Here is a 12,945-nt window from a genome sequence, read left to right as displayed (position 1 = left end):
TGACTCTCCTTAATCATTAACACTCTGGTCGAGGGGCTCAGCGTCGAGCCCTACGTCCCTTACTCGCTGCGGTTCATTTTGGCTTTCAGCGCGGCCAGTTGCTGGCTGATTTCGTCGTCAGCTTTCAGCTCGGCAAACTCCTGGTCGAGACCTTTTGGCTTACCAAAACGCTGACTCTCCGCTTCCGCTTCCATGTGGTCGATACGACGTTCGAAGGACTCGAAGCGCGCCATGGCTTCATCCAGCTTACCGCTGTCCAGCTGACGGCGCACATCGCGGGAAGAAGATGCCGCCTGATGACGCAGCGTCAAGGCCTGCTGGCGTGCACGGGTTTCGCTGAGTTTTTTCTCCAGCTCACCGATCTCGCCTTTCATGCGATCCAGTGTTTCTTCAACCTGAATGGCTTCTTGTTTGAGTGCTGCAATCAGATCGGTTAGTTTCTGTTTTTCAATCAGCGCAGCACGCGCTAAGTCTTCTTTTTCTTTGCTGATGGCCAGCTCAGCTTTTTCCTGCCATTCAGCCTGCTGAATTTCGGCCTGCTCGATACGGCGCAGCAGCTGTTTCTTTTCTGCCAGCGCGCGCGCTGAGGTGGAGCGAACTTCCACCAGCGTGTCTTCCATTTCCTGAATCATCAGGCGTACCAGTTTCTGCGGATCTTCGGCGCGTTCCAGCAGGGAATTGATGTTAGCGTTCACGATGTCGGCGAAACGAGAAAAAATACCCATAATGATGTTCCTCTATTTGTCATGTGGTTGTGCGGTGCACGGTTTCTTAATACAAATGGCGTGCCAACTTTTAATTTATTGATTTTGCTCAATTTGCATATTTTACATTCGCACAAGCATCCATTAAGGTAGTGAAATTGATTAACCAGTGGCGAAATTCATCATGGCAAATGGCAACGATAACCTGTTGGGCGAATCGAATAACTTTCTGGAGGTGCTGGAGCAGGTTTCCCGTCTCGCGCCACTGGAAAAACCGGTATTGGTGATAGGCGAACGCGGAACCGGGAAAGAGTTGATTGCCAGCCGCCTGCACTACCTCTCCGACCGCTGGCAAGGGCCTTTTGTGTCGCTGAACTGCGCAGCGCTGAATGAAAACCTGTTGGATTCCGAACTGTTCGGCCACGAAGCCGGGGCGTTTACCGGGGCGCAAAAACGTCATCTTGGTCGCTTTGAACGCGCTGATGCCGGCACCTTATTCCTCGATGAGCTGGCGACCGCGCCGATGCTGGTGCAGGAGAAGTTGCTACGCGTCATCGAATACGGCCAGTTAGAGCGTGTTGGCGGCAACCAGTCGTTGCAGGTGAATGTGAGGCTGGTGTGCGCCACCAATGAGGATTTACCCGCGCTGGCTGCGGCAGGAAAATTCCGCGCCGACCTGCTCGATCGCCTCGCTTTTGATGTGGTGCAACTGCCGCCGTTGCGCGAACGCCGCAGCGATATCCTGGTAATGGCAGAACACTTTGCTATCCAGATGTGCCGCGAGCTCGGCCTGCCATTATTCCCCGGTTTCAGCGAACGTGCTCAGCTCACGCTGCTCACCCACAGCTGGCCGGGCAACGTGCGCGAATTGAAGAATGTGGTTGAACGCTCGGTGTATCGCCATCACAGTGCAGAAGAGGAACTGGATAACATCATTATCAATCCGTTCGCTCCGCGCAGCGCCCCGCCTGAAACCCTCCCCGAGCCCAGCTCCAGAGGCTTACCCTCCCTGCCACTCGATCTTCGTCAGTGGCAAAACCAGCAGGAACGCGACCTGGTCGAAGCCAGCTTGCAACAGGCAAAATACAACCAACGCCGCGCCGCCGAGCTACTGCGCGTTACCTACCATCAATTGCGCGCCATGATGAAAAAGCACGGCATTCAGGCGCGGGACGAAGATTGAACACCAAAGCGCGTGCTGCAAACGCTGCGGCGCCGAATTACTGCGGATGACGTACCAACAATTACGATAAATTATGAACAAGCACGGTATCCGGCACGTGATATGGATTAGCCTTAGCCACATAAGATGAAAATGTGCACCCTGGTGATTATTAGGGCGTACATCGTGGCTTTGCTGCTAGCGGAGAAGTCCCCACATCATCGTTTAACTGGTCGAAAGATTTTCCAACGACAGCTCAGGTGTGGGTCGGTTTTCCCTAAAGCTTTTGTGCTGATGCAAGGCGGCAAGTGCACTAATCCCCGGGAGCATACATCAGTATGTGACTGGGGTTAGTGCGCGCAGCCAACGCAGCAGCAGTGCAAAAGATGACGGGAAAAACGACACACAAAAAAAAGCCCGCACTAGGCGGGCAACTTAATACTGGAAGCAATGTGAGCAATGTCGTGCTCTTCTTCGGTAGAGCCACCGTCGAAGCGCAGAAGAATAATAATCATTCTTATTATCATCTGTAAAGCCCTAATTGAGAATTTTTCTCATTTCCACACTAACATTGTGATTACCCCTTCGCCAGATTGGCGAAAAACAGCGCAGAACCATCATGAATTTGGGGAGTGCGTGACGTTTGCGATACACTCACGCTATTGCCTCAGAATCGTTGAGTTCTATGCCAAAATTATTCTCCTCGCTGCTGCTCGGTCTCAGCGTATTGAGTGCGTCTGCGCTGGCCGCACCAACCAATAATATCCGTAATAGCGGTTTTGTTTATTGCGTCAATGGCACGGTCAATACCTTTAATCCACAAATGGTCAGCAGCGGCCTGGTTGTGGATACGCTGGCGGCACAGCTCTATGACCGCCTGCTGGATGTGGACCCTTACACTTATCGCCTGATTCCAGACCTGGCACAGAGCTGGGAAGTGCGTGACAACGGTGCCACTTATCGTTTTCATCTGCGCAAAGATGTCTCTTTCCAGCACACAAACTGGTTTAAACCCACGCGAAAAATGAATGCCGATGACGTGGTGTTCAGCTTTGCGCGCATGTTTGACCGCCAGCATCCATGGCATAACGTCAACGGCGGCAGCTATCCCTACTTCGATAGTCTGCAATTCTCGGACTCGGTACAAAGCGTTAAAAAACTGGACAACGACACGGTCGAAATCCGTCTCAACAGTCCGGACGCCTCTTTCCTCTGGCACATCGCTACGCATTACGCGCCAATCCTGTCACAGGAATACGCCGACAAGCTGACGGCGAAAGGCCAGCAGGAGCGTCTGGATCGCGAACCGGTGGGTACCGGACCGTTCCAGTTGAGCGAGTACCGCACCGGGCAATATCTGCGCCTGGCGCGTAATCCGCAGTACTGGAAAGGTGTGCCGCGTCTGCAACATGTGGTGATCGATCTTGGCGTGGGCGGAACGGGACGTCTTTCGAAATTGCTCACCGGCGAATGCGATGTACTGGCCTATCCGGCAGCCAGTCAGCTATCCATCCTGCGTGATGACCCGCGTTTACGTATGACGCTGCGCCCCGGCATGAACATCGCCTATTTAGCTTTCAACACGCGTAAACCGCCACTGGACCGCCCGGAAGTGCGTCACGCGCTGGCACTGGCGATCAATAACGAACGCCTGATGGAATCGATCTATTACGGCACTGCCGAAACCGCCGCCTCCATTTTACCGCGTGCTTCCTGGGCGTATGATAATGATGCGCGGGTCACTGAATACAATCCGGCGAAAGCTCGTGAAGCGCTGAAAGCGCTCGGGCTGGAAGATCTGCACTTGCGACTGGTGGTGCCTACCACCTCACAATCCTGGAACCCCAGCCCACTGAAAACCGCTGAACTGCTGCAAGCCGATTTGGCTCAGGTTGGCGTGCGCGTCACCATCGCGCCGGTGGAAGGCCGTTTCCAGGAAGCGCAGTTGATGGCGATGAATCATGATCTGACGCTGACCGGCTGGGCAACAGACAGTAACGACCCGGACAGCTTCTTTCGGCCACTGTTGAGCTGTGCAGCCATCCGCTCGCAGACCAACTTTGCGCACTGGTGTTCACCGGCCTTTGATGAATCATTGCAACGGGCGCTGTTGTCGCAACAACTTTCGGCGCGCATCGACAGCTACGATCAGGCACAGCAAATTCTGGCGCAGGAATTACCGGTATTGCCGCTGGCGTCATCGTTGCGTTTACAGGCATATCGCCATGATATTAAAGGTCTGGTGCTAAGTCCGTTCGGGAATGCCTCGTTTGCCGGGGTTTACCGTGATGAGAGCAGCGAGGAATAAGCATGATCATCTATATATTGCGTCGCCTGCTGTTGCTGCTGATCACCCTGTTTTTATTGTCGCTGGTGAGTTTCAGTCTTAGCTACTTTACGCCGAATGCGCCGCTGGAAGGTGCCTCACTGTTCGATGCCTGGTGGTTCTGGTTTAAAGGCCTGCTGCAATTTGACTTCGGTGTTTCCAGCACCAACGGCCAGCTGATCGACCTGCAACTGCGCGAGGTGTTCCCCGCCACGCTGGAGCTTTGCATTCTGGCCTTCATGCTGGCGCTGCTGGTGGGTATTCCGCTGGGAATTTGCGCGGGTGTGATGCGCAAAAAATGGCAGGATAAAGCCATCAGCGCACTGGCACTGCTCGGTTTCTCGATGCCGGTGTTCTGGCTGGCACTGCTGTTCACCCTGTTCTTCTCCCTGACACTGGGCTGGTTGCCAGTTTCCGGGCGCTTTGATCTGCTCTACCCGGTACAAAACGTGACCGGATTTGCACTGATTGATGCCTGGCTGAGTCCTTCACCGTGGCGCCATGAGATGTTGATGAGTGCCCTGACCCATATGATTCTGCCAGTGGTGGTCCTGGCGGTCGCGCCAACCACCGAGGTGATTCGTTTACTACGCAGCAGCACCAGTGATGTGATGGATAAAAACTACGTGAAGGCGGCGGCGACGCGCGGATTATCCCGCTTCACCGTGATTCGCCGCCATGTGCTGCACAACGCGCTGCCGCCAGTGATCCCCCGCCTGGGTTTGCAGTTTTCCACCATGCTGACGCTGGCGATGATTACGGAAGTGGTGTTCAACTGGCCGGGCATTGGCCGCTGGTTGATCAACGCCATTCGTCAGCAGGATTATGCGGCCATCTCTGCCGGTGTGATGGTAGTCGGCGGTCTGGTGATTCTGGTCAGCGTGCTGTCAGATATTCTGGGTGCGGCGCTTAATCCGTTGAAACACAAGGAATGGTATGCCCTTAGATAATATCTATGCAGAGACGAAGTTACCCAGCCCGTTTCGTCTGTTCTGGCAGCGTTTTTATCGTGATACCAGTGGCATGATTGGGTTGTACGGTTTCGGCGCCCTGCTGTTCCTGTGCCTGTTTGGCGGCTTGCTGTCGCCTTACGGTATCGACCAGCAGTTCCTCGGCTATCAACTGTTGCCCCCTTCCTGGTCGCGCTACGGGGATGTCTCCTTCTTCCTCGGCACCGATGATTTGGGCCGCGATGTATTGAGTCGCCTGCTGAGCGGCGTAGCGCCAACGGTTGGTTCGGCCATCATGGTGACGGTTTTAGCCGCGATCTGCGCCCTGATCCTGGGGGTGCTGGCTGGCATTACCCACGGTTTGCGCTCTGCGGTAATGAACCACGTGCTGGATACCTTGCTCTCCATCCCTTCGCTGCTGCTGGCAATCATTGTAGTGGCCTTTTTAGGCCCGCGTCTTGAACACGCCATGCTGGCCGTTTTGCTGGCGATCATCCCGCGTCTGGTGCGTGAGATCTATACTGCGGTACATAATGAGATGGAAAAAGAGTATGTGGTGGCGCTGCGTCTGGACGGCGCGCGTAACCTGAATATTCTGTGGAACGCGGTGCTGCCAAACGTGTTGCCACTGCTGGTAAGTGAATTTACCCGTTCGCTATCCATGGCCATTCTCGACATTGCCGCGCTCGGTTTCCTCGATTTAGGGGCGCAACTGCCCTCACCGGAATGGGGAGCGATGCTCGGCGATGCGCTGGAGCTGATTTATGTCGCGCCCTGGACTGTGATGCTGCCCGGCGTGGCACTGATGGTCAGCGTATTGATCGTAAACCTGCTGGGCGATGGCGTTCGTCGCGCCTTAGAAGCGGGAGCTGAATAATGCCGTTACTTGATATTCGCAATCTCACTATCGAGTTCATGACCTCAGAAGGTCCGGTGAAGGCCGTTGATCGCATTAATCTGACGCTCAGTGAAGGTGAAGTACGTGGGCTGGTGGGGGAATCCGGCTCCGGCAAAAGCCTGATTGCGAAAGCGATTTGCGGTGTAACCAAAGACAACTGGCGCGTCACCGCCGATCGTATGGTGTTCGATGATATCGATTTGCTGCGTTTGTCGCCGCGCGAACGACGCCGCATTGTCGGCCATAACGTGTCGATGATTTTCCAGGAACCGCAATCCTGCCTGGATCCCTCTGAAAGCATCGGCCGCCAGTTGATGCAGGCGATCCCACGCTGGACGTTTAAAGGGCGCTGGTATCAGCGTTTGTGGTTCTGGCGCAAAGCGCGTGCCATCGAGCTGTTGCACCGCGTGGGCATTAAAGACCACAAAGACATCATGCGCAGTTTCCCGTATGAATTGACGGAAGGTGAATGTCAGAAGGTGATGATCGCCATCGCACTGGCCAATCAGCCACGTCTGCTAATCGCCGATGAGCCGACCAATGCCATGGAACCGACCACGCAGGCACAAATATTCCGCTTGTTGAGTCGCCTCAACCAAAATAACAACACCACGATTTTGCTGATCAGTCATGACCTGCGCACCATGAGCCAGTGGGCGGATCGCATAAACGTGATGTACTGCGGTCAGACCGTCGAAACCGCGCAGAGTGAAGATTTAATGGATACGCCGCATCATCCTTATACACAGGCGCTGATTCGCGCGATGCCCGACTTTGGCAGTGCGCTGCCGCATAAAAGCCGCCTGAACACACTGTCCGGCGCGATTCCCTCACTGGAGCATTTACCGATTGGCTGTCGTCTGGGACCGCGCTGTCCCTATGCACAGCGTAAGTGTATTGAGACACCGCGCCTCACCGGCACTAAATCCCACCTGTTTGCCTGTCACTTCCCGTTAAATGTGGAGGGGCAATGAGCATGGAAACGCTGCTGGAAGTGCGCAACCTGAGTAAAACCTATCGCTATCGCACCGGTCTGTTTCGCCGACAGCATGTGGAGGCGGTAAAAGGGGTAAGCTTCACCTTGCGTGAGAAGCAGACCTTAGCGGTCATTGGCGAGAACGGCTCGGGGAAATCCACGCTGGCGAAAATGTTGAGCGGCATGGTGGCCCCGACGGCAGGCGAGATGCTGATTGACGACCATCCGCTGGAGTATGGCGACTACGGCTATCGCAGTCAGCGCATTCGCATGATTTTTCAGGATCCTTCGACCTCGCTTAATCCGCGCCAGCGCGTCAGTCAGATCCTCGATTTCCCGCTGCGCCTGAATACCGAACTGGATGATGAAGCGCGAGAGAAGCGCATTATTGCCACACTGCGCCAGGTGGGTTTGCTGCGCGATCACGCCGGTTACTATCCGCATATGCTGGCCCCCGGCCAGAAACAGCGTCTTGCGCTGGCTCGCGCACTCATCCTACAGCCGAAGGTAATTGTCGCCGATGAGGCCCTCGCCTCACTGGACATGACCATGCGTTCGCAGTTGGTGAATCTGATGCTGGAACTGCAGGAGAAGCACGGCATCGCCTATATTTATGTGACGCAACATATCGGCATGATGAAGCACATCAGCGATCAGGTGCTGGTGATGCATCAGGGTGAAGTGGTGGAACGCGGCGGCACGGCTGATGTGCTGGCCTCGCCACTGCATGACCTCACTAAGCGGCTGATCACCAGCCATTTTGGCGAAGCCTTAACCGCTGAAGCCTGGCGCAAAGTGCGTTGATTGTTCATCACATCGCGAAAACGCGGTGCGATTTACCGCATTTGAGAGAGACGTGCTAGAATCCGCACGTCGATTAACGTCGGTCGCCTACTATTTAATCATTGCGACCGCCAACAACAATGACCATAAGGATTACAGCTATGGGTTTTCTTTCCGGTAAGCGCATTCTGATTACTGGCGTTGCCAGTAAACTCTCCATTGCCTACGGTATTGCACAGGCGATGCACAAACAGGGCGCAGAACTGGCTTTCACCTACCAGAACGACAAGTTGAAAAGTCGTGTGGAAGAGTTCGCTAAAGATTTGGGTTCTGACATTGTTCTGCCGTGCGATGTGGCAGAAGACGAGAGTATCACTGCGCTGTTCACCGAACTGGCAAAAACCTGGCCAAAATTTGACGGTTTTGTTCACTCAATTGGTTTCGCACCTGGCGATCAGCTGGATGGTGACTACGTGAACGCCGTGACCCGTGAAGGCTTCAAAATCGCTCACGACATCTCTGCCTACAGCTTCGTGGCGATGGCGAAAGAGTGCCGTGCAATGCTGAACCCGAATTCAGCCCTGCTGACCCTGTCTTATCTGGGTGCTGAGCGCGCGATCCCGAACTACAACGTAATGGGTCTGGCTAAAGCGTCTCTGGAAGCCAACGTACGTTACATGGCGAACGCGATGGGTCCAGAAGGTACGCGTGTTAACGCCGTATCTGCGGGTCCAATCCGTACTCTGGCAGCTTCAGGCATCAAAGATTTCCGTAAGATGCTGGCTCACTGTGAAGCCGTTACGCCAATTCGCCGCACTGTCACCATCGAAGACGTGGGTAACTCTGCGGCCTTCCTGTGCTCTGATCTGGCGGGTGGTATCACCGGTGAAGTGGTACACGTTGATGGCGGCTTCAGCATTGCCGCGATGAACGAGCTGGAACTGAAATAAGTTCTGAAGGCGAGCCGGGTGCTCGCCTTTTTTCTTAGCGAAGTCTCAGCTGTCTTCACCGATTTTCGCCCTGTTCACTTTCGACTGACGTCTCCCGCAAACTCACCTCTTCCTGCTAGCTACCGCTTGAATTTTCAGGCGTATAGATTCATTCGATCTTAATTATTCCCCTTCATTCTTTTGCCACAGCCAGTGCTTCAGCGACGATAAGCTAGCCTTTTGGTGGCGATGCGCTTTTCAGATTTGCCCGTCGCGTACCCAGACCGTTTTTTGCGCAAGGAATGACCATGGAACAACGCCGTTCTCCCGGCCATGACCACTGGTTTTATGAAAGCCAGACTCGCCCGCACACCCACGCCACCACGCCATTAGTGCCCGAAGCCGCCTTTCTCGAAGATCGCTTTTTATTAGGTCTGCAACAGGAAGCCACTGCTCTTCAGCCCCTGTTTACTCGTTTCCAGCCGGCGTTACTGGCCGCGCGCGATCTGAGCCAGATTTTGCTGCCGGATACGCTGAGTAACTCACTCACGCATACCTTAACGCTCTACGATCGTCTCAGTACCGCGTTGACGGTGGCGCAGGTTGCCGGTGTGCAGAGACTGTGTAATCACTACTCGGCGCGCCTCAACCCCCTGCCGGGCCCGGATTCCTCTCGCGAGAGTAACAACCGCCTGACACAAATCACCCAGTACGCGCGTCAGTTGGCGATGCAACCGGCTCTGATCAATGTCACTGGTATCAGCGCCCTGGATGCCGTCGGGCTCACTGAGCCAGATATCGTCACTCTCAATCAACTGGTGGGATTTGTCAGCTATCAGGCGCGAGTGGTCGCGGCACTGCAAGCCATGATGGGCTTACCGGTACGCTGGATACCTGGCGTATCACCACCAGCGGATGCCGATCCGGCGCTTTTTGACCGCGACACCGCATGGCAGCACGCGCTCAAACCGGTTGAGTTACGCTATGCCAGTGCCGATCAATTGGCGGCGATAACCTTCTGTCAGGGCATCGAAGGATTAGAGGACGCGATTTGGTTGCTGGTGCATGACGCGCAGGCGCTGTATGGCTGGGCGACTTTGCAACAGCGCATCGGTGAACATCATGATGAGCAATCCGCGTTGGCGCTGGCAACCTGCGCGCGCATCCTGGGTTGTCAGCGCCCGTTCACGCGTCATGCCGCTTGCCAGCGCGAAGCGTTGCTTGCAGATGTTGATAAAGCGGGAGAAGTGCAGCCGGTGATTGGCGTTACCGCTCAGCTGGTTCGCATGCCAGAGCGTTTTAGCGCAGCACACTTGCAGCCATTGCTGAATGCGGGATGGGGAACCGAGCGCATTTTCGCTCTGTTGCAAGCAGTGGCGTTTGCCAGCTGGCAGGATCGGTTATGGATGGCGCTGGGTGAAACGCGTTAATCCGGCAGATGGCGCCGCGCTTCGTCAAAGAAATGTTGAGCCAGCGGCGATGCCCTGCCCGGCTCAGCAACCACCAACGCGGCCTGGCGTCCCATGGGTGCCATCGCAATCGGCCTCCGCGCCACATTTTGCAGCATTTCCGGCAGTAAATGTCCGCGCGGCGACACCATCACGCCTAATCCCACCTGCGCGCTCTGTAATAGCTGCATAATCGAGGCACTTTCCACAATCACTCGCGGTAGCAAACCGGTTTCGCGCAGTTGGCTATCCACGTAACGACGGAAATAGCGCGTGGGTTCCGCAAGGCACAGCGGAAGCTGCGCCAGTTGCGCAAGTGAAACCGTGTCGTGTTGAAGTAAATCCGGGAAGTGCTCAGGATTAAAAATCGCCTCCACGCCGGGATCTTTCAACAGCGCGGTCTGAAAGTGTAATTCTCGCAGAGCGGTGAGCTCGAAGAAACCAATGCCGCCGTCCACCGTATGGCTATTCAGTGCCTCCAGCAGTTGGTCCGCACTCATGGCGGAGACACGATAATCCAGCTGCGGATAGCGCGTTTCAACCGCTTTTAATAACGCCGGCAAGGCGACACTGCACTGTGGCATCACGCCCAGGCGCAGCGTGCCGTTGACGCCATGCTTCAGCGACTCGACTTCCAGCTTCAGTCCCGAGTAAACCGACACGATTTCACGCGCCCAGGTCAGCACCCGTTCCCCTTCCGGCGTAAAGCCGTCAAAGTTGTTGCTGCGATTGATCAGCGATAAACCCAGTTCGCGCTCAAGGTTTTTTAACCGCATCGATAAGGTCGGCTGACTGACAAAACTGGCCTCTGCCGCGCGGCCAAAATGGCGCTCGCGCTCAAGATTGCATAAATAAATCAATTGCTTGATGTCGATGTTAATATCCGCCCTGAAGTCACGATCGCGCTATGTTAGCAAACCCGCGCGGCTTTATCCGGTTCACAATGCAAAAAGCACAAAGGCCGCCGTTTGGCAGCCTTCGGTTGAAAGTTAATGCCCCACCCGGCGCTTATCTCCGGCACTCTTAATGGCTTAGCTCTTGAAGGGGCGAAGTCATCATCTCCCATCTCAGCCGTAGGGATTTAACATTGATTGCTAATTTTATTATTAGCGTGATAACTAAATATGTTATGCCACGCCTAAGGCACTTTTCACGTCGTTAGCAATTTTCTCCACCTGCGGACCGTAAATGACCTGCACATCGTGATCGCTGACCCGGTTAACACCGTTGGCGCCAGTGGTCAGCAACGTTTGATCGACCACTTCATTCATCTCTTTCACGCGCACCCGCAGGCGGGTGAAACAGCAATCGACGTCCTCTATATTGGCCTCGCCGCCCAACCCGCTGATGATCACCTTAATACGTTCATCGGCTGTCACCTGCACGGTTTGCGGCTCCTCATCCGATTCTCGTCCAGGCGTTTCCACTCGCATGCGCGTAATGACAAAACGGAAGCCGTAATAGTAGATCGGCGCATAAATCACCCCCAGCGCTACCGTCCACCACCATTGGGTTTTACTGCCACCGAGTATACCGAACACCACCAGATCGATCGCGCCGCCCTGCACGTTGCCGATCATTAAATGCAGCATCGACATCAGCAAAAATGACAGGCCGGTCAATAACGCATGCAGGATATAGAGCACCGGTGATACGAAGATAAAACAGAACTCCAGCGGTTCAGTGATGCCGGTGGTGAAGGAGGTCAACGCACCTGCCATCACCAGCGCTTTAACCCGCTGTTTATGCTCCGGGCGCGCGGTGTGGTAGATCGCCAGTGCAGCAGCAGGCAAGCCGAACATCATCACCGGGATTTTACCCTGAGCCAGGAATTGGGTGGCACTGCGCACCGTCTCATCAGGTATAGCGCCTGGATGGGTGAGCGAAGTGTTGAAGATATTCAGTGCACCAACAATGGTTTGCCCGTCCACCGTCGCCATGCCACCGATAGGGGTGAAACGCACTGTTTCATTGAGTATATGGTGCAAGCCAGTCGGGATAAGCAGACGTTCGCCGGTTCCCAGCAGAAACGCGCCGTACTGGCCGCTTTTCCCAATCATCTTGCCGACCCAGGCAATGCCTTCGCCGATCGTGGGCCAGATGAAGGCCAGCAGCACGCCAATCAGCGGCAAGACGATAACGGTGACGATGGGGACAAAGCGCCGCCCGCCGAAAAAGCTAATCGCCGTCGGCAATGGTTGCGTGTAAAAGCGATTATGCAGTGCCACGGTGACCAGCCCGGCAATCACGCCGCCAAGCACACTCATGTTGTAAGTAAAGATGCCCAGCATCTCGATGTACTCTGCCGAGGTCATCATCGCCGTGGTTTGATCCAGGCCTGCTTGCTGTAAGGCTTCTGGGGTCGTAGTAGCCGCCGTCAGCCCTTTGGCGGCCAGCGTAGCACTGATGCCCACATTCATCACGACATAGCCAATGACTGCCGCAAAAGCCGCAGTAGGCTTCTCCGCTTTCGCCAGACCGATGGCGCTGGCAACGGCGAAGAACACGGGCAGATTGGCAAATAAAGCCGCCGCCACTTTGCGGATAAAGCCAATAATCAGCTGTGGCACCTGTAGATTGGCAAAGGCATCACCGGTGACGGCGGGATTCTGCATCGCGGCAGCCAGACCGAGAAAGATACCGGCAGCGGCAATAACGGAGATCGGCATCATTAATGCTTTACCGAAGGCATGAATTTGGCTGGCAAGATTCTTCATGGTGCGCGCCCTTTCATCGATAGAAAGAGCAATTATTAGCCAGTTATTGGAT

11 protein-coding genes are annotated in these 12,945 nt (G+C 55.0%); 8 read left to right on the top strand and 3 right to left on the bottom strand.

Annotated features, from left to right (window positions below; translation table 11 throughout):
• Positions 1-59: 59 nt before the first annotated feature.
• Entirely contained in the window at positions 60-725 is a 666-nt protein-coding gene (gene pspA / locus JK231_RS09950; protein ID WP_034821385.1) for a phage shock protein PspA, read from the bottom strand.
• Between the two features lie 163 nt (positions 726-888).
• Here pspA and pspF point away from each other — a divergent pair, with 163 nt between their 5' ends.
• The 8 genes from pspF to JK231_RS09910 all read left to right on the top strand — a co-directional run bounded on the left by pspF (position 889) and on the right by JK231_RS09910 (position 10,158).
• On the top strand, positions 889-1,887 hold the full coding sequence (pspF, locus tag JK231_RS09945; RefSeq protein WP_211728456.1) for a phage shock protein operon transcriptional activator: 999 nt from the start codon (positions 889-891) through the stop codon (positions 1,885-1,887).
• A gap of 664 nt (positions 1,888-2,551) precedes the next feature.
• Positions 2,552-4,174, top strand: coding sequence for an ABC transporter substrate-binding protein SapA (sapA, locus tag JK231_RS09940; RefSeq protein ID WP_211728455.1), 1,623 nt, complete (start codon positions 2,552-2,554; stop codon positions 4,172-4,174).
• A gap of 2 nt (positions 4,175-4,176) precedes the next feature.
• Positions 4,177-5,142: a putrescine export ABC transporter permease SapB gene (gene sapB / locus JK231_RS09935; protein ID WP_034821411.1), complete on the top strand. Its 966-nt coding sequence runs from the start codon at positions 4,177-4,179 to the stop codon at positions 5,140-5,142.
• Positions 5,129-6,019 (top strand): putrescine export ABC transporter permease SapC, encoded by an 891-nt coding sequence (sapC, locus tag JK231_RS09930; protein ID WP_211728454.1) that lies wholly within the window; start codon positions 5,129-5,131, stop codon positions 6,017-6,019. Before sapB ends, sapC begins: the two co-directional genes overlap by 14 nt.
• Entirely contained in the window at positions 6,019-7,014 is a 996-nt protein-coding gene (gene sapD, locus JK231_RS09925) for a putrescine export ABC transporter ATP-binding protein SapD (RefSeq protein ID WP_045814412.1), read from the top strand. The genes sapC and sapD overlap by 1 nt, the downstream gene beginning before the upstream one ends.
• A 2-nt stretch (positions 7,015-7,016) precedes the next feature.
• Complete coding sequence (sapF, locus tag JK231_RS09920) at positions 7,017-7,820, top strand: putrescine export ABC transporter ATP-binding protein SapF (RefSeq protein WP_160867428.1); 804 nt, start codon at positions 7,017-7,019, stop codon at positions 7,818-7,820.
• A gap of 140 nt (positions 7,821-7,960) precedes the next feature.
• Complete coding sequence (gene fabI, locus JK231_RS09915; protein WP_007892455.1) at positions 7,961-8,749, top strand: enoyl-ACP reductase FabI; 789 nt, start codon at positions 7,961-7,963, stop codon at positions 8,747-8,749.
• Positions 8,750-9,036: 287 nt separating this feature from the next.
• Positions 9,037-10,158, top strand: coding sequence for an oxidoreductase (locus JK231_RS09910; protein ID WP_160833596.1), 1,122 nt, complete (start codon positions 9,037-9,039; stop codon positions 10,156-10,158).
• Here JK231_RS09910 and JK231_RS09905 read toward each other — a convergent pair.
• The gene (locus JK231_RS09905; RefSeq protein ID WP_097117015.1) at positions 10,155-11,051 is read right to left on the bottom strand and encodes a LysR family transcriptional regulator; all 897 of its coding nucleotides are present in this window, start codon (positions 11,049-11,051) and stop codon (positions 10,155-10,157) included. The genes JK231_RS09910 and JK231_RS09905 overlap by 4 nt on opposite strands.
• Before the next feature lie 252 nt (positions 11,052-11,303).
• Positions 11,304-12,893 (bottom strand): PTS transporter subunit EIIC, encoded by a 1,590-nt coding sequence (locus tag JK231_RS09900; protein ID WP_211728453.1) that lies wholly within the window; start codon positions 12,891-12,893, stop codon positions 11,304-11,306.
• Positions 12,894-12,945: the final 52 nt, after the last annotated feature.

Origin of the sequence: Pantoea sp. JGM49, assembly GCF_018257655.1 — a bacterium.
GTDB lineage: Bacteria > Pseudomonadota > Gammaproteobacteria > Enterobacterales > Enterobacteriaceae > Pantoea > Pantoea communis.
The sequence above is the reverse complement of the archived record's forward strand: the minus strand, read 5'-3'. Positions and strand labels throughout refer to the sequence as shown.